The organism is Sulfitobacter sp. 1A15106 (genome assembly GCF_043556995.1).
Lineage (GTDB): Bacteria > Pseudomonadota > Alphaproteobacteria > Rhodobacterales > Rhodobacteraceae > Sulfitobacter > Sulfitobacter faviae.
Map to the genome: position 1 here is coordinate 22547 of NZ_JBIFFM010000018.1, position 18274 is coordinate 40820.

14 protein-coding genes and 1 pseudogene are annotated in these 18274 nt (G+C 56.7%); 7 read left to right on the forward strand and 8 right to left on the reverse strand.

Annotated elements, in window-relative coordinates:
- Window positions 1–7: 7 nt before the first annotated feature.
- From ACGYKA_RS19045 to ACGYKA_RS19060, 4 genes are read right to left on the reverse strand one after another with little or no spacing between them, the layout of a single operon-like run.
- On the reverse strand, window positions 8–778 hold the full coding sequence (locus ACGYKA_RS19045) for an ABC transporter ATP-binding protein (RefSeq protein ID WP_394439671.1): 771 nt from the start codon (window positions 776–778) through the stop codon (window positions 8–10).
- Window positions 775–2163: an FAD-dependent oxidoreductase gene (locus ACGYKA_RS19050; protein ID WP_394439674.1), complete on the reverse strand. Its 1389-nt coding sequence runs from the start codon at window positions 2161–2163 to the stop codon at window positions 775–777. Before ACGYKA_RS19050 ends, ACGYKA_RS19045 begins: the two co-directional genes overlap by 4 nt.
- A gap of 1 nt (window position 2164) precedes the next feature.
- Complete coding sequence (locus tag ACGYKA_RS19055) at window positions 2165–2473, reverse strand: (2Fe-2S)-binding protein (protein ID WP_394439677.1); 309 nt, start codon at window positions 2471–2473, stop codon at window positions 2165–2167.
- Entirely contained in the window at window positions 2439–3563 is a 1125-nt protein-coding gene (locus tag ACGYKA_RS19060) for an NAD(P)/FAD-dependent oxidoreductase (protein WP_394439680.1), read from the reverse strand. Before ACGYKA_RS19060 ends, ACGYKA_RS19055 begins: the two co-directional genes overlap by 35 nt.
- A 90-nt stretch (window positions 3564–3653) precedes the next feature.
- Here ACGYKA_RS19060 and ACGYKA_RS19065 point away from each other — a divergent pair, with 90 nt between their 5' ends.
- Together ACGYKA_RS19065 and ACGYKA_RS19070 are read left to right on the forward strand one after the other, a co-directional pair.
- A complete protein-coding gene (locus ACGYKA_RS19065; protein ID WP_394439683.1) occupies window positions 3654–4562 on the forward strand; it encodes a LysR substrate-binding domain-containing protein in 909 nt (302 codons plus the stop codon).
- A gap of 472 nt (window positions 4563–5034) precedes the next feature.
- Entirely contained in the window at window positions 5035–6729 is a 1695-nt protein-coding gene (locus ACGYKA_RS19070; RefSeq protein ID WP_394439686.1) for an RNA-directed DNA polymerase, read from the forward strand.
- 210 nt (window positions 6730–6939) lie between these two features.
- Here the strand turns inward: ACGYKA_RS19070 and ACGYKA_RS19075 are convergent, their stop codons facing one another.
- Entirely contained in the window at window positions 6940–7659 is a 720-nt protein-coding gene (locus ACGYKA_RS19075; RefSeq protein WP_394439689.1) for a hypothetical protein, read from the reverse strand.
- Window positions 7660–7950: 291 nt separating this feature from the next.
- A pseudogene (locus ACGYKA_RS19080) lies at window positions 7951–9003 on the reverse strand (transposase); the annotation flags it as partial.
- Window positions 9004–9103: 100 nt separating this feature from the next.
- On the opposite strand from ACGYKA_RS19080, the gene ACGYKA_RS19085 reads away from it, so the two are divergent.
- The 4 genes from ACGYKA_RS19085 (at window position 9104) to ACGYKA_RS19100 (ending at window position 16296) form a co-directional block, all read left to right on the forward strand.
- On the forward strand, window positions 9104–12691 hold the full coding sequence (locus tag ACGYKA_RS19085) for a tetratricopeptide repeat protein (RefSeq protein WP_394439691.1): 3588 nt from the start codon (window positions 9104–9106) through the stop codon (window positions 12689–12691).
- A 16-nt stretch (window positions 12692–12707) separates the two neighbouring features.
- Entirely contained in the window at window positions 12708–14582 is a 1875-nt protein-coding gene (locus ACGYKA_RS19090; RefSeq protein WP_394439708.1) for a TniQ family protein, read from the forward strand.
- A 351-nt stretch (window positions 14583–14933) separates the two neighbouring features.
- Complete coding sequence (locus ACGYKA_RS19095; RefSeq protein WP_394439694.1) at window positions 14934–16121, forward strand: tyrosine-type recombinase/integrase; 1188 nt, start codon at window positions 14934–14936, stop codon at window positions 16119–16121.
- Window positions 16122–16149: 28 nt separating this feature from the next.
- On the forward strand, window positions 16150–16296 hold the full coding sequence (locus ACGYKA_RS19100; protein ID WP_394439697.1) for a hypothetical protein: 147 nt from the start codon (window positions 16150–16152) through the stop codon (window positions 16294–16296).
- A 289-nt stretch (window positions 16297–16585) separates the two neighbouring features.
- Here the strand turns inward: ACGYKA_RS19100 and ACGYKA_RS19105 are convergent, their stop codons facing one another.
- Together ACGYKA_RS19105 and ACGYKA_RS19110 are read right to left on the reverse strand one after the other, a co-directional pair.
- Window positions 16586–16855, reverse strand: a complete 270-nt coding sequence (locus ACGYKA_RS19105) for a hypothetical protein (RefSeq protein WP_394439700.1) — start codon at window positions 16853–16855, stop codon at window positions 16586–16588.
- Between the two features lie 14 nt (window positions 16856–16869).
- Entirely contained in the window at window positions 16870–17286 is a 417-nt protein-coding gene (locus ACGYKA_RS19110; RefSeq protein WP_394439703.1) for a hypothetical protein, read from the reverse strand.
- A 108-nt stretch (window positions 17287–17394) separates the two neighbouring features.
- On the opposite strand from ACGYKA_RS19110, the gene ACGYKA_RS19115 reads away from it, so the two are divergent.
- Window positions 17395–17856 carry a hypothetical protein gene (locus tag ACGYKA_RS19115; RefSeq protein WP_394439706.1) on the forward strand — a complete coding sequence of 154 codons (462 nt, stop codon included), beginning with the start codon at window positions 17395–17397 and terminating at the stop codon, window positions 17854–17856.
- Window positions 17857–18274: the final 418 nt, after the last annotated feature.

Sequence of the window (18274 nt, forward strand, 5' to 3'; positions counted from 1 at the left end):
TGGTTGGTCAGTTCATGCGCGATAGAAACGCTTGGAACTCTGGGGTTTGCGGGTTGGAAAACAGCTCTGCGGGCGGGCCTTCTTCACAGACCTCGCCCTGGTGCAGAAATACGGTTCGGGTGGATACATCGCGGGCAAAGCCCATCTCGTGTGTCACGACGAGCATGGTGCGGCCCTCTTCGGCCAGATCGCGCATAACGCTCAACACTTCGCCCACCAATTCAGGGTCCAGCGCCGACGTTGGCTCGTCAAACAGCATCACGTCAGGGTCCATCGCCAGCGCCCGGGCTATTGCCACGCGCTGCTGCTGACCGCCCGACAGATGCGCGGGGTAGTAGTCCGCCCGGTCCGACAAGCCGACCTTCGCGAGCAGTGCTTCGGCCTTTTCGCGGGCTTGCGCCTTGGGGGTTCCCTGAACGTAGAGCGGGCCTTCCATGACGTTTTCCATCACGGTCATATGTGACCAGAGGTTAAACCCCTGAAATACCATCGCCAGACGGGCGCGCATCCCTTCGACCTGTCGCAGGTCTTGCGGCACGATCTCGCCGCGGCGGTTCTGCGTCATCCGCATTTGCTCGCCCGCCAGCCAGACCTCGCCGGAATTCGGCGTCTCCAGCAGGTTGATGCAGCGTAAAAAGGTGCTCTTGCCAGAGCCGGAGGCTCCAAGAATGGCGATTACCTCGCCTTTTTGCGCCTCAAGCGACACGCCTTTGATGACGTCATGCGAGCCGAAACTCTTGTGCAAATCTTTGACTTTCAAGGCTGCGGGGGCGCTCATGCGGGTTCCTCCTGAGGGTGTGAGAGTGCGGCCAGCTCGCCCAAGGCAATCGGCTTGATCGGCGAGCGGGCGCGGGGCAGGTCGATAGGATGGTCGGGCGGGGCGTCGGCGCTGAGCAGGCCGCGCAGTGTGGCGTCGCACATGCGGCCCTGACAGGGGCCCATGCCACAGCGCAGGGATGTTTTGATCTGGCGGTGGCCGTGGGCGCCTTCGCGTATGGCCTGTCGGATGGCCCCGGCAGAGACTTCTTCGCAGCGGCAGACGATGGTGTTGTCTGATGGGGTAAGTATCTCGGTCGGCGGTGGGTATGCGGCATCAAGGAAGGGCCGAATGGCGCGGGCGCGGAACAACGCGGCGCGGGCGCGGGCGGCACGCTGATTGCGGGTGTCGCTGCTCAGGCGGCCTGATTGGAACAGGATACCTAACGCCGCTAATTCACCAGCCGCCGCAGCCGCCTCCGCCCCGATAATCCCAGCACTGTCTCCGGCCACATGCAGACCCGGCTGGTCGGTCGCACCCCAGATATCATGTTTGGGCTGAAAGGCAGCCTGCGCGGCGTTCCAGTGATGCGAGATCCCCGCAGCCCTTGTGATATGGGTGCCGGGGATCACACCCTGATGGGTCAGCAGCAGACCACAGGTAAGGCTTCGATCGCGCCCTTTCGCCCGGAAGGAAAAGTGGATGTCGCCATTCGTTTTAGCGTTCGCTTGGAAGTCCGAGGCGGCGGTGTAGCGCAGCACACCCGCCGCGCGGATCTTGGCGATCAGGCTCAGCCCTTTCAGCAAGGTTGGCAAGCCAAACAGGGCGCGGGGCAAATTAGGTGATGCACCCAGCATCTGCCGATACGTCTGTGTCTCGACCAGCGCCTGTGGGGGGCTTCCGGCGTCAATCATCTGCGCCGCTATCAGATAGAGCAGCGGACCAGACCCTGCGAGCACGGCATCGTTGGGCAGCATCCCCGCTGTCTTCATCAAAATCTGCGCGGCCCCTGCCGGCATTACACCGGGGAGCGTCCAGCCGGGAAATGGCACAGGGCGTTCCTGCGCACCGGTTGCCAGCAGCACATGGGCGGCCGAGGTTGTCTGACTTTTGCCGCCGCGCGACCAAGTTACCTGCGGCCCTTTGTCGAGCCGCCAAACCGTTGCGCCAGATTGAAGAGTGATGCCAGGATGCTCGAGTGCATCGACCAAATCCGCCCCGGCGGAATAGGCTTGGCCAAGAAAGCCGCGCTTGCGCCGGTTCTGAGCCACATTGCGGTAAATCTGACCGCCGGGCTGGGGCTGTTCGTCCAGCATCAACACCTGCAAACCGCCCCGCGCCGCGACGGCTGCGGCCGATATGCCTGCGGGCCCGGCACCAATGATAATCAGATCTACCTTAGTCACCTTAACCTCCGTTCAAATCACGCAGGCCCGTTTGGCGTCGGACGGACATACCCTCGCGCAGAAGGGTCATGCAGGCTTGGGTGTTGGGCGTGCCATCGACCTCGACCAGACAGTCAAAACACACACCCATCATGCAATAGGCCGTGCGCGGTGCGCCCTGTGCAGTCCGCCGCGTCCACGCGCCCGAATGGGCCAGCAACGCCGCTGCGACAGTGACCCCGGCGGGCGCAGTGGCAAGCGCGCCATCCAGCGTAAACTGCACACGATCTCCGGTCTCAGGTAGCGTGCGAAAGCGCGAAGCGACATTCATCGAAAGCCTCCAGATCAGGGGTGGCGGATGTATTCAGGATCCACTTAGCGAGCACGCTGGCGTGTAGTGGGGCAAGCGTGACACCGCTGTGGCAGGTCACCAGAAAGGCGCCGGGATTCGAGCCCGATTTGGCATAGACCGGGTAGCCGTCGGGCGACATGACCCGCAGCGCACCCCACGCCCGGACAACCCGCACATCGGCAAGCGCAGGGAAGACCGTGACCGCACGGTGCGCGAGTTTGGACATGATGGGCAAAGTCTCACGATCATCAAGCCCTGCATTCGCCTTGGTGCCGCCAATCTGCACGCCGCCCTCGTCGACCTGCCGGATGGTGCTGGACAGGAACGGCAGGCGGTCGCCCAGCTTTTCGGTGATCAGCAACTCGCCAAGCTGCGGGCGGACCTGTGTGATGAACCCAAGATCGCGGGCCAGAGTGGCAGCGCCCAGGCCGGCACAGAGCACGACCTGCTCCGTGTAATCGACTTCCCCATTTGCCAACGCGAGCGCAAAGCCACCCCTAAGTTGTGGCCTGATCGCGGCAACGGTGGCTCCCAGCGTCACACGCCCGCCCATCGCCTGAACCGAACACCGCAGGGCGCGAAGAAAGCGGAGCGGGTTTACATGGCCATCGCCGAGCGAGAAACTCGCGCCGACAACATCGGGTCCAATGCCTTCCAACTGACTGCGCAGGTCATCCCCGTAGAGCATTTCATAGCTGGCGCGTCCGCCCAGATGCGCTGCTTGCTGGTCCAACTCGGCCTTGAAGGCGTCCATCTCTGACGGATCGGTAAAGAACTCGTAGCCCCCGGATTGGTCGAGTGCCACGTCAATGCCCGATAGCTCCTTCAACTGCTGCGCAAAGCCGGGCCAAGCGGCCAGCGCATCCATTGTCCAATTGGCGTAAGGGGCGAAATCCCAGCCTTTGCCTTGGCCCCAGATCAGACCAAAGTTCCCCTGTGATGCTCGCGCATCGTTATCCGCCCCGTCCAACACCCGAACACGCTGTCCAGCCATCAGCAGACCGAGCGCTACAGAAAGGCCGACAAGGCCGCCACCGACGATGGTTATTTCAGGTGTGCGTTGATGCATGCGATTCCTCCATCGTTTAGATCGCAGCATTGCCTTCATAAGAATAATCGTAATATTTGCGTAAATCATTCTCTGAGGTTATGAATTGCCATGCTCTCTCGACTCACTCACCGTCAGATCGAAGCCTTCCGCGCTGTGATGGAGACCGGCAAGGTTACCTCCGCAGCTGTCGTCCTGGGAACAACGCAGCCCTCGGTCAGCAAACTAATTGCGGATTTAGAACGCGCGGCTGGCTTCGACATGTTCGAGCGGCAAGGCAGGCAAGTTGTGCCCACTTCTGAGGCGCGCGCGCTTTATGAAGAGGTTGAGCGGGCTTTCGTCGGAATGATGGAAATTTCCCGCGTTATCCGAGACATCCGAGACTTTCGGACTGGCAGCTTGCTGATTGCGGGGATGCCAGCACTGGCTCTGAAACTACTGCCCGATGTAATCGCTGAATTTATCGCAGGCCAACCCGGAATCACTGTATCCTTGCGCACCCGAAGCTCTCAGGCGGTGCTACGTCATCTAAGTTCGCAGCAATTCGATCTTGGCTTTGCTGCTTTGGAAAACGACCATCCCGCTGTCTTGCGCCGCGAGTTGTTCACGGGACCAATGTTGGCCGTGTTACCCCTGTCTCACGAGCTTGGGCGGAAAACAGTGCTCTTGCCGGAAGATTTCGATCAGCGCCCATTCATCGCGCTCGGCGCAGAAATTGGAACCCGCTCCGAAACAGATGCATTTTTACTCGCGGGCGGTGCTCGTCCTCGGATCGTTGCCGAGGCGCAATTGTCTGCGTCGATCTGTGAATTGGTGGCCGCTGGGGCTGGAGTTTCAATAGTAGAGCCTGTGACAGCAACGCATTTTGGCAATCTCGGTAAGATTCTGGTGCGCCCTTTGTCGCCTGTTCAGCCCTTTCGATATGACCTGCTTCTACCAGCCACGCGCCAACCGTCGCGCATAGCGGAGCAGTTTCTAAAATTAGTTGAAGCGCGGTTTGATGCGCTCCTTGGTGTTTAGGGATAGTGTCTCGGGCGAATTTTTTATCTTAACGAACGCGCGGATCGAACGGCAGCTTTAGGAAAGCCATGGTGCGGCAACGAAAGGTCAGACCAAGGCCCGGGTAGGGCCGCCCCCCGAAAAGAATGCGATGCTGCGACTGCGAATAGCTTCAAACCCGGCACTGTCACTAAGGGCTTAAAGCGGCCATGCGGCGTTGCGGCGGAAGGACTGGTCCACCAAGCAGGGAACGATAACGCTATCGGCCCAGAGCGGTCATTCGATCAAGCCGCGACGCATGCCCGGTCCGAATCTCTAAGCAGATCTGCTGGACTTGCGCATCCAGCTGCTACTCGCAGCTCGCCACACCTTTTGCCAAACTCAACCGTGCCAAACTTCCCACCATAATTGTGAGAAACAGCTCCTTGAAATGGCATTGAAGTGTCTCGACTTTTACGATTACCTTAGGTCTGAATAACCAAGGAAAAGATGAGTGTTGAGTGATACTTTACGTCGCGCATTGCTGTCTAAAGGCTATTTCCCAAAAGAATTGCCACCGGTGTTTACAACCGAAGACTTTGGCGAACATTCAGCTGATATCTTGGAAACTTGGGAGGCAGACGAGGTTTTCAAGGTCGACTCGAAGTCGCTCGGGAAGACACCTGAAAAAAAGAAGCGCCGCAACGCTCACACTTACAAACTGAGTAGCGCTGAGGCTGAGGTTCTTTCGAAACCTAAACGAGGGTATGAGCGCAGGAACCTCCACATTACTCACCCGATTCCACAGGCTTTACTGGTCAGCGAAATTTCTAAAAATTGGAAGGCAATTCAGAAATGGCTTTCCAGGCAAGCATTTTCGATTGATGAGATACACATCTCGAAGGACTATGATCGAGCGATCAAAGACATCAATTTTCGAGCACACCGCGAAAAGTCATTCTATCTTGAAGCAATATCAGATTGGCTGGTGAAAACAGACATCACGAGGTTCTACCCTTCAATCTATACGCACTCCATTCCATGGGCAGCCTACGGAAAGGAGCGTGTCAAGAGCTCTATGGACTATTACAAAGGGTCCTTTGCTGACCGTATCGATGTCTTAGTTCGCGCATGCAACAGAAATCAAACGATCGGCATCCCGATTGGGCCGGAAACCTCCAGAATCATCGCTGAAGTTATTTCGTCACGCATAGATATGGACTTTCAAGCCCGCGAACTTGAGCTTCCAGAGCATAGCGTTGATCGCCTTCAGGATGACTGGAATGTCGGAACGAAGACCCTTGAGCAAGCTGAGGATGTGATTACATGCATCAGTTCAATTTATAGGACATATGGGCTTGAGATAAACGGAAGCAAGACTTCTATTGAACACATTATTGCATCCAAACGAAAAACTTGGCTGTCTGAGATCGGTTCTTTTCTATCTCATCACAATGGAGCCTTGCACGGGGCAAGGCTCCGCGAGTTCATCACCATGAGCTTGCGGCTGCAATCTGAACATCAATCTGAACCTGTGGTCAGTTATGCTCTGTCAGTCATTGAACGCGCGGGGATGACGAACCCAGATATCCGTGAGGTCGAGAGCTTTCTTTTGCAGGCAGCCGTCATTGCACCAGGCTCAATGGACAAGGTTTGTCGAATTATTCTCAACATTCAGCACGCAACTGGGGCGATTTCAGCAAAGAGAATTGGGCGGCGTTTTTCACTCTTGGCAGAAAGGAACTTGGAAAAGGGGCATCATTTTGAAGTCATCTGGCTTCTTTATACCCTTCGAGGGTTAAAACGACCACTCGAAGCGAAAAAGCTGTGTGGTCTTTCCGAGTATGCGTCCTCAAGTGCAATTGCCCTTATTTTGCTGGACATGAAGCAATTGGGGATGGGCATTGGCACGCTTCCTAAAGCAGAATGGGAGGGCCAGATCTCGTCACATAGCGTTCTGCAAGATTGGTCATGGCTTCTTGCATATGAAGGGTTCAGGAAGGGCTGGCTGCACGATAGCAAGGGGATTTTGAAAGAGCCCTTCTTTGCAGCCATGGATAAAAGAGACATCGTTTTTTACGACCCAAAGCGAAGCATCGCTACCTCTCGCAGTGTCCTGAAGAAGGCGACGACGCTGAGGAAGCGGCAGTCGCATGAAATGAGAGCGTTTTTTGCGGAGATTCGTGGAGAAGCCTTCGATGAGTATTGATCTGAGGCAGTTTATTGAGAACTGATATGCGATGTCCCTTTTCGGATCGGACACCGAATTACGCATGACCGACGTCAGTGCATGTTGCATCGCATGGCTGCTTCCTGGCTTTCGGGACCAGGACAGGCAACGGTTCGACCCGGCCACTTCTGTCCGACGCAGCGAAGGTCCAGTCGGAGCTTTAAGTTGCTGCATAGCGGCAAAGCTCACTTAAAGAGCTCGGGCAACGCTACCCAGAGTCACCTCCTTTATTAGGAGGCTTAACTGATATCCATCTCGTTCAAAACGTGCGTGAAACTCTTCGGAATTGATAGGGGCGTGAATGATGTCTGAGACCCGAACATCGGCGCCTATTCCGGCCGCAGAAATAGAGGCCGAAATACCTGGTCGGATTGCCCCTGCTGAGCGTGATTTGACAGCGCCGTTCTTATGGGTCATGAAGCCGAGAAACCCCAAGCTAAAGTTGTAGGTCACCTCGACAACTGGTTCAGTGGAATTTTTTGATGCTCTAAGAAAGGCTACAAATTTTATCAGTAAATCTTCAAGGTCGGTTGTAACAAATGCGGTTGCGCCTCGAAGCTCAAGGGCCTGCAATTCCACTACGAACTGATCGACGTGGGATACAAAAACGGAGAGCCATTCTTCATCCTTCCCATGATAGAGATAGTTTTGGAACGCGCCCTTTAGAGCGGCGAGTTCCGCACTCAGGGGGACGTAGACGGTTCCGATCTGTTCCCGCGCATTTTTCAGATAAAAATCTCTTTGCTCATTAAACCTCTCAAGGCGAAGCTTCTTTAGCTCATCATTGAATTTCGATGCTGTATGCCAGCGCGAGACAATTGCGCCAATGCCAGCGCTCAGGATGACCGAAAGAACTCCAATGAGTGCAACGAGGACGGTTGGATCAAGGCTCTCAATCGCATTCATCATAGGTTTATTCCTTCGCCCGAAAACCGAAGTTTGTCGAAACTTAGTGAGAAAGCCAATGTCTGCAAAGCACAAAGAGCTGCTTTGCGATTAGACCGCTGCGGATGATCGCGCACCGCCCTTCGTGTCAAAGTTTGGACCGCTACCCGGGCTGTCGGCTGAATGTCCGCTTCGCCGGTGGGGCCAAGGCGCCTTTGCTCCCGCAGCGAAGGGCCGCTCTCCGCCGGTTCTGTGGAAAAATTAACGTTTGCAAACGCAGAAATAGCTGTTCCAAATCCGGCGCGTGCGCAGTTCCTATAAGGCTTTGCGCGTTTGCTGCGGCGCAGGAAGGTTCTTAGCCAATTTCTGGAGATTTTGGGCGGTTGCGGCGAGCAGGAATTCGTGATTTGCGCCGCATGGCCCACGCAATCGAAGCTGCCCCAAGCCAAGAATACGTTTGAGGTGCGCGAAGAGCCTCTCGACCTTCTTTTGGAGCTTCATCGAGATGCCGTATCGTTTGATCTTGGCGAGGTCGCGCGCAGCTTGTCGGGCGTCTTCGTGCTCCACGCGGGTGATCTTGCGAGCGTCCGCATTTGGGCAGCATCTGGCTTTGGACGGACAGGCCTGACAGACCTCTTTCAGGGCGCAGCACTGGGCTGTGCCTTTACCGCTCGGCCCACGGTTCGGGTCGGATCAGTTGCGGCGGAACTGCTTTAGGGTGTGACCTTCAAGGCAGATGTATTGGTCGTTCTCGGCGTCCCACTCGAAGTTAGCCCGCGTCCGGGTGCCGTCGCTGCGCCCGGACTTGTCGAACACAGGGATGTGGGGCGCGATCTTGCGATCAACCAGCCAGCCCAGCATGGGTCCGGTGCCGTAGGCGGTGTCCGCGATCAGGCGTTCGGGATGCGACTCGGACCTGGCTTTTACCCTATTCAGCATGGTCCTGGTCGATCCGACCTCGGCTTGTCGAATGGATCGCGTGGCTTCGACATCGACAATCACCCGATGATCCGTGTCGATCAGGTAATTGTCGGAATAGCTGAAGAATGCCGGCCCCTTGCGTGCTGCGGTCCACTGGCTGGCCGGGTCCGAATGCGAGGTGAACTTTGGCTGCACCTCGCTGGCCGCACCGAATGCTGCCTCGTCCAGCGTGTCGAGATACTCCCGAACCGCGCGGGGTGCATCCGCCGGGTCGATAGTTGATGCGTCCCATTCCTCTTTGGACGTCGAGTTCTGTTTGTTGGCGTCCGCCTCGATAAGGCTGGCATCCATCCCCATGCGCTGCCCACTAACAAGACCTTCCGCGATGCACCGCGCGACGGTTGTCTCAAACAGGTGTCGCAGAAGTTCGCTTTCGCGGAAGCGACCGAGAAATACAGCAATAACTACCTCCTTCGTTCCGCGTGTGTTCTTCTTGTGGTATAAACTACAATATACTGAATCACCGAACAGAAACCTGAATAACGCAATGAATAAGATTGAAAAACCAGGCAAGGGCACGGGTGTGCGCGAAGGGACACGGCAGAGCGCCGAAGCTGGTCTATCTCTTTTACCGGGAGGCGGAGTTCTTACATCCTTCGCGCGCTGGCTGTTGCCATCCAAGCTGGACAAGCAAAAAGCGGAATGGCTGGACAGGATTACCGAAGCAACCAACCAGCAAGGCGAAGACATTGAGGGACTCTCCGCGCAGACAGATGTCCTAAAGCTGGAGCAAGCGGACCTGGTCGTCCGAGTTGATGATACCAGGGAGCATGTCGACGAACTCGCTCGAAAACTTGAGGCCGGTATTGTTGAAGCTGACCCGTTGGATGGCGAACTTGAAATTTGCCGGGAACTTGTGCTTGCAGAGAAGTATCAAACAGCGTTGGACCTGCTGGAAGAGCGCTTTGATGATCCCAAGCGTTCAAATCAAATCTCCCCGAAGTTGAGGGCCAGGATTCAGGGCCTGCAAGGAATGTGTCTGAAATACCTCGGGCAGTTCGACGCGGCCGCACAGCACTTTCTGGCCGCATTGGCTACCGATCCTGAAAGCCCAAAAGTGCGCGCTAATGCGGTGGTTGGGTATCTCATAAAAGGAGATACAGATGCTGCCGTCGAACTTTTGGATCGATTGATCAAAGATGAGCCAGACATGCCGATGCACTGGGCCAACCTGATCTACACACGGAGCAAGATGGGCGAGGTGGTGGATCTTAAGTCTATCCCGGTCGCCATTCGCCAATCCAAAGATGTCTGTATAGCATTGATCGATGCTAAACGTGAGAACAGCGATCCGACATGGGCCCAGCAAGCTCAGGAAGTCGCGCATCTGCATCCAGAATCGGAGCGGGCGCGGCGTCACGGAGCCGAAGCCGCTCTTGATATGGCAGTTCAGGCGATGGTGAATGACGATGTATCGGTGACAGAAAAGACACGAAGACTGCAAAAGGCCGGCGATGCTGCTTTGGAACTGGAGAGGCAGTGGGCCGAACATCTTTCATCGGAGGCGTCAAAAGCCTTTCCCGACGTAACACTCTTGCAAAACGCACTTGTAGCTCATCGCGTGAACGGAACAAGGGCGGCAGCCTCCGCTTTGGTCCAGGCGCATGTCGATCTGCTTCTCTCAGATGATCGGGCAAGGCAAGCTCTCGGTGCCTTTGCACTGGATACCGGTGATGAAGCTCTGCTGGATCGGGTTCTATCGGATAACTTTTCCGGGTCCGGGATTATTCGGCTCGAGAAGGCGCTGCGGGGTGCGGACTGGGCGGAGGCGCTGGCACTTTGTGAAAAATACCCAGAAGAAATAGAACTTTCCGGTCGAATTGACCCCGCTTTTGCGGCTGATGCGCTGCGCGCAATCCTGTCGGAGGAACCAGACCAAGCGGCTGCTTTCGAAGAGATTTTTACGCGCGAACTGCCGCCGGACCCGGTGAATGAACTTTTTCTGTGCCAGATCGCATCGAAAGCTGGGCTTCCGGACGTGGCGGACGCCGCCTTTGCGCGCGCGACGGCTGCGGAGGTCGGAACAGACGCGGAGCTCCGACGTGCGCTTGCCGGCGAGGCAATGGAAAGAGATATGCCGGAGTTGGTCATCGACCTGCTGGCCCATTTTGTCGATCCCGCGCGCGATGACAGGCTCAGACGGTGGCTGGCAATTGCCTACGCCCGAACCTCCGTCCCGCATGAGGCAGGTATCGCATTCTTTGCGGCAATTCGATCGGTGCCGAACCTTGATGCCGAGCTGAATCGCGCCGGGGGTCATTTTCACCTCAATCGGCGGAGGCCGGCAGAAGCGGTCCCGTGGTTTCGGAGGTCTCTTGAGCACGAACCACACAATGTGCGCACGCAGCTAGCCTATTGGCAGGCTCTGAATCGTGACGGGGCGCATAGACGGGCCAAAGATTTTCTCGCAGGCATCGATCTGCTACTGATCGAGGGGCCGGCAGAAGACCGTATGGCCATGGCGCAGCTTCTTTGGCGCAATGGTCGAGAAGTGGCACTTGAATACGCCTACGAGCTGGCAGCCAGAAACAGAAACGACTTTCAGGTTTGTCTGGGTTACAGCGGTCTGCTTCTCGCTGATGCCTTCGACGGGAAAGCGCCGCAGATCCCCGATATTGATGAGGTGTCTATTGATGCGATGGTGCGTTTGGGGCGGGTGGCACGGGATGACTGGGTGATCGTGATCGACAATAACCAGAGCGATCTGCCTGACCACGTTCAGGTTAACAATGCTATCGTGCAGCAAGCGCTGGGTAAGTCGGCCGGAGAAACGTTCGAGACAACGACGGGGCCAAATTGCTTCTCATGGACCGTCAGAGAGATCAAATCGAAGTATCTGCATCTTTTTCACGAGATCACGCGGACGCTGCAGGATCAGTTTCCGGATAACGGCAGCTTTTACTCGATGACCATTGTCGACGATGACGTGACACCGATCCTTGAAAGCGTCCAGGCGCGGCGAAAGTCAGTCGAGCGTCTGGAGGAGAATTACCGCGAACACCCAATGCCCCTCGGAGCCGTCGCCAAGGCGGGAGGTGGTTCTACCATCGATTTTGCGGTCCATCTCGCGCAAAGTGGCCGACAGGTTTTCAGCGCAACGGGACATGCATCGGATACGGAACGGGAATTCGCGATCGCTCAAAAGTCTTTTGACCGTGTGCTCGTGCTCGATGCGTATACGGCTTGGCTTCTGGATGGGTTGGGCGTTCTGGAGGCTGTAAAGGATGCCTTCCCAAACCTGACTTTGCCGGCATCGGCACTCGATGAATTCGGAGAAATGATTGAAGAAATAGGACGCAATCCGGATGGTCGGAAATCCATGACGGCGCATGATGATGGATATGTGATCCACGAGTCTACGGCTGAAGAGGTAGGGGAGCATGTGTCTTCACTGGAACAGACTAGAAATCGTATTTCCAGAACCTGTCGGGTCGTTGGCATTGAGGTGTCGGCAGATGCCGACGCCAGCTTTCTACGATATTCTGATTTTTTGGGCAGCCAGTTTGATTGCCTCTCAGTCATTCAACGAGAAAATGGTGTCCTCGTGTCGGCCGATTTGCGGCTTCGACAAATTGCTTCCGAAATCTGCAACGAGCAGGCATTCGGCTTGGACGCCTTGTTGCGAGCCATGGCAATTGGAGGCGCGTTAAGCATTGAAAGCTATGCAGATGCGCTCCTGAAACTTTGTAGCCAAGGGCACTCCTATGTGTCGCTCAATGGACAGATTATGCAGAGAATGCTGATGGTTGATGACACAGCTACTCTCGAAAGATTCAAGAACGCCGCTGCGTATTTGGGCACACCCAACGCCGATATCGAAACCCATATTTTGGCAGCAGCAGACTTCATCGGCCGTGCGTTTCGATACTACCGCGGAGGGTTAAAAGCGCAGCGCGCAGCGAGCATCGTGCTTCGCCGAATTCTTCTGCTAGAGGCGGTCGAGTTTTCCTATATTTTGATCAAACTCATTAACATAATCGAGAACCCGCAGGTGACGGACTACGTCAGTAAATGGCTCGAAGGTCATTTCCTTTTAGACGCATTTGAACGTCAAGTAGAAGCTAGAAAGGCTTAAGAATTTGAACGGGCTTTTGACTGATCGGACTTATGAAACCCCTCGACCCAAACCTCGTGAAACCATTGTGTCCTTTCTGTCACGCCTATCAGCGTCAAAGAGTGCGAATGCAAAGGACTTTGCTTATGACATGGGAGGATCATTCAAGCGAGTTCTGAACCTCGACGCAGAAATGCTATCTCTTCTCTGTCGGTGGGGCGAACTTTCCACCGCAGATTTGAACGAACTGCTGTCTTGGACCGGCGAGGGCGTTGGTAATGCCCGTATGCGGTTTCGAGGTGAGATATTTGTTTCGCGGGCGCTTCGTAGCCCAGTGATCCGAGGTTGTCCTGCCTGTCTCAGAGAAGATGTCCAGACCTGCAATTCAAGTCCCTTCGAAGTTATGGCTATGCGGGGCGACTGGCTGCTTAGGGAAGTGGCTGTCTGTATAAAGCACGAACACCTTCTGGTGCCCCTCTGGCGAGCTGACAAGGTTACGGACCGGGACGACATCGGCATGCGGCTGACGGAGACTTTGGACCAAATTTTACAAGGGCGGTTTGACCGACCGAAAGTGAAAGCTTCGCCATACGACATGTGGCTGAATGGGCGACTGGAAGACGGGTCGGATTCTACATGGCTCGCCGATCATTCTCTTTATGCAGCATCGACTTTTTGCCGGCTTCTCGGTGCTGCGATACTGGATCTTACAATAGCCGACATTTCAAATGACACGGACAATTTACGAGCTGCTCAAGCGAAAGGGTTTGAAATTGCAAAACGAGGGCCCGCGCAAATACGTGCTGCGTTAGATACCCTTGTAGATCGGGCGACCGGAGTTCAGGATCGGCCAAAAAAGGCCTTCGGCCAGCTGTTCGTAAAGCTCAGCCAGGATTACCTAGTGGAGGATGACTTCGCGGTATTTCGTCAGCTATTGCGCGATTGCGTCCTCGCAAATTGGCCAATCGGTAGCGGCGAAACTTTGCTTGGTGAGCTTGTTCCTAAACGTCTCCTGCATTCCCTTCAAACAGCAGCAAAAGAATCCGGGGTGGGCTCCAAGATTTTAGATCAATTCCTGACAGAAGCAGGTGCTTTTGAATGCAACGATCAACGGGCGCCAAGTAAAAAGATCTTTGACGCAATGCGGTATGCTGCGCTTCTCGAAGAAATTCCGACATTGGTCGGGCCAATTGAGATGCAAACGGCCATGGGTGCAACTAGGGCAGAGTTCATTGCACTTGAACGGGACGAAATCCTGGCACCCCGGACCCAAGTCCCAACGGTTAGATCACCCTGGAGTTTGCCAGATGGGCGAGCACTGGTTGAGGAACTTCAGTCGTTTGCAAAGAGTGGAGTTGCGGATAATTTACATTGGGAGAGCATCCAGCAGTCCAGCAAACGAACCGGCAAGGCTGTCGGGAAGATTATTTCAGAAATCCGGGGCGGAAAGATTCGCGTCAGACTCAAGAAGAATGTTCTTGGCTATCACGGGATATGGATTCACAAGAGTGATGCGGGTAGCAGCCGCAAGTCGAAGCTCGACATGTCAGGTGAGTTTACTGCGTCTGTTCGTGACACGATTTCAGCCTATGCCTTCGCGCGCTCAATCGGTCTAAGGAACCGGGGACAATTCAGTGAATTCCTTGAAGAAGGACACAGTCCGGCGATCCGAATTCAGAATCCAAGCAATCGAAGGTGTCACCTCAGGTTGACAGAGGACAACATTGCTTCCTTCCACAATAAATACATGACACTGAATACGATGCAGGCTGAACTAGGGTTGCATCGGAACACTATTTCCACACGCTTGAAAGCGATGGATGTGCTTCAGTTCACATCCGGTGGAAAAAGTTTCGGAGCAATCTGGTTACGCCATGAGGTCACATCTTTGTTCGACGATAACCGCTCCTGACGAAAGTTTTCACTGTAAGATACTTAGCCGATGATCATGGCGCTAGTATATCAGTGGTTCGGTATCGGTGCTCTGTGGCAAAACGGTCATTGGCGGCGGTGAGATAACCAGATGCTACATGATAAAGCTCAAAAGCCAACTTTTGTCGAAAAGTCGGTCTTTCGATGTCGAACGACAGGTGTAGGAAAAAGTGGCGCTCCCTGAAGGAACCTACCCCCTGTCGCAGCGTGGCGCAGGCAGGAACAATAGGCCTTTATTTATCAGGCACATCGCGGATAAAACTGTCGCATGTTGGCGCTTGCGGGATCACCGAAGCGCGCCCCAGCTTGGGGGAACAATTGGGGGAACGGAATGCCGCTCACTGCGATGGGTATCAAGAAGGCGCCGGACGGGAAGCACGAGGACGGGAACGGGCTGCGGCTGCTCAAGAAGGGGGAGCGGGGCAGCTGGGTCTACCGCTACTCGATCTGGGGCAAGCGCAAAGAGATGGGGCTGGGCAGCTGGCCAGCCGTGACGCTCGCCGAGGCGCGGAAAATCCGCGACCGATGGGCAGCAGAGCTCCGAGACGGCCGCGACCCCATATCGGTGCGCAGACAGCAAAGGGAAGCCGACGCCCTCGCCGCCCAGCGCGCGGACCCAACATTCGCGCAGATGGTCGATATGGTGTTCGAGGCTCGGAAGGCGACACTGCGCGGCGACGGGAAGCGCGGCAAATGGCGCAGCGCCCTCGACACCCACATCATCCCCAAGATCGGGCGCAAGCCGATATCGCAGATTTCGGTACAGGACGTACAAGGCGCGATGGCGCCAATCTGGCACGCCAAGCCCAGCGTAGCGGTCAAGGCATACCAGAGGACGCGGCTGGTGTTCGCCAAAGCGAAGCTCATGGGACACGACTGCGACCCGTTCACCGTCGACGCCGCGAAGGAAGTGCTGGGCGCGGTCGAGTACATCCCGACGCCCATCCCGGCAACACCGTGGCAGGAAATCCCGGCGCTCTACGCCCAGCTGGCCGAGACGAAAAGCGATGTGGCGCAATGCCTGCGCTGGATCATTCTCACGATGGTCAGATCGGACGCGGCTCGCGGGGCGCAGCTGGACGAAATCGAGGACAGCGTCTGGACCGTCCCGGCCGAGCGGGTCAAAGGACTGCGAAACAAGACGGACGACTTCCGCGTCCCAGTGACGGACGAGCTCCAGCGGATTGCAGACGAGCAGGCACAGATCCACAGCGGCTTGATGTTCACCGGCTTAAGAGGGCGCCCGGTGACGAGCCGCGGGCTGGAAAAGCACCTCGACAGTATCGGCGAGGCGGGTCGGCCCCACGGGTTCAGGACCAGCTTTCGCACATGGGTACAGGACACCGACGCCTGCTCATTCGAGGTAGCGGAGACGATCCTCGGCCACGCGATCAATACCAAGGTCCAGCGCGCCTACGCGCGATCCGACCTACTGGATCGGCGACGGATCGTGATGGAGGCGTGGGCGCGGTTTGTTACGGGGCAGGGGGCAGCGACGGTCACGCGCCTGCGCAAGTAGCCCAGCGCCCGACCGGATCGGCGCCGGCATGACCGAAGCCGAGAGAGAACTGCGCGACAAGATCGCAACCGAAATAGCCGAGTGCTACGGGAGCCTTGGCCCATACGGTATGGTGCAGCAGCTGGTCCGGACGGGCGAGCCGCCGCCCAAGGTCACGCTGAAGAAGCGCAAGTGACACGCCCCCTTTGTTTTGGCCGCTGGGTCAGCCCCGCCCGAGGAATGTGGCGCATTCGGTAGCGCGTCCGACTGTTCGGGGTTTCCTACAGCAAAACACGGTTAAGGCGGGGCTGGCCGAGCGGTCTCCTATTCAGACTGCATTGCGAGGCTGGCAACCGTAGTCGGGCCTTTCTAGGGGCGGCAGGTCTACGCGGGTTTCCCCCTGCCTTTAACCGACTTGCACAGTGCGGTTGCGACGTTGTGCTGCGCCGCGCCCCGTTCACCTGCCAGCCTCGCAATGCAGTCTCCTATGTGGACAGCACATGCGGGGGAACCCACACGCGATTAGGGCCGAAACCCTCGGTCAGAAATTCAGTCTCAGGCCACTCGGAGACGGTCAAGTCGCCGCCTTCGGTGTAGCGGGTGAACACCTTGCCACAGGTGACGTCCACCACTTCGTAGACCTCAAGGTCTGCGCGCGACGTGGTGTAGAGGTCGCCCGCCTTGGGCTTCCATTCGAGGCCCTGATAGAAGCGCGCGGCAAGCGCCTCTAGCTTCTGCGTCTCGGTCAATTTCATGCCATCGCTCCTGTTTAGACCCTGCCGCGCGAGCGCGCAGCGTTGAAGTTATTACGGCGCCGGGCGAACTCGGTCTCAACCTCGGCAGTATCCGCGCCCGGCTCGATCACAAATAAATCGCCATTCACCGCAACCGTCACGCCCGCCTCGGCCATCTGCGAAAGAAACCACTTCGCGTCCTGCGGTGACACCCCGAGGCACATCGGATCGGCCACGCATACACGGTCCCCGCGCAGCACTGCGCCAATCAGGTCATTCCGCCCCGCAAGTTGCGTTTGGCCCGCCGTGGCGTGGCGCTTTGCCCGGTCCAGCTTGTCGCGCCAGACCGTGCCGAACTCGGACACATCAGCGCCGAGCGCCGAAAGCGCGGTGCGTTGCTGCGCCAGTTTCGGGCGCCCCGGCATCTCCAGAATATAGCCCCAGATCGTCACTTTATTGCCGCCTCGCTTGCTTGGTTCTTGCCCGTCACTATATTGCGGGGTAATTTAGTGCACAAGGGCGCATTCGCGCGCCGCAGTCCAAACAGCCCGGAGGCACCCATGGGGTACACATTTACCATCGGCAACGCGAAGCCGAAGCACCACAAGGACGACTTCCCATACCTGAGCGCAGAGTGGGCCGTCGAAGGCATGACGCACCCGGACGCGCCGACATTTCCGAACGATGAGATGACGGGCAACAGCAATCAGCGTAGCCCCAGCTATTCGGTTTGGAGCCAATTCTGCCGAGAGGTCGGCCTGTCGAGCATCTTCTATGATGAGAGGGGGCATCTGCTCGGAAGTCACCCCGGCTGCTACGGGCTGACGCCGGAAATGGTAGCCGAGGTTTCAACGGCACTCGCGCGCTGGAAGGCGAAGGCGACACTGCCCCCCGGATTTGAGGGATGGAATTATGAAGGCCCGCCAAGGTACGACTACCAACTCGCGCGCCTGACGTGGCTCGACTGGTGGTGTCGGTGGGCCATTGAGAACTGCGAAACCCCCGCAATCGCCAATTACTGACCCCTGTCCACCTAACCCCAGAGGCCGAAATGATTTCAAATATCAGCGAGAAGATAGGGCCAGCGCGCAAGCCGCACCGCTGCGAAGAATGCGGGCGAACGATCCCGAAGGGCGAGGTTTACCTGCGCCAAGTCAACGCGGATGGATCGCAGGTTTGGACGTTTAAGGCTCATACAGATTGCGCCGCTTTGGGCGTTGCCTACCGGACAAAACACAGGCTTTGGGACGAATACGATTGGCTTCCGATGTATGAACTCGCAGACGGTGACCATCTCTTAGGCCAGTGGCGAGGACACTACCCTCACGCCGTTTGCCGCCTCGAATTTAACCAATCCTAAAACCCCCCGGAGGCAACATGACCGACGAACCTACCATCATTAAGCGGCGCATTGAGGCTTGCGCGATGCAGGCGCAGATG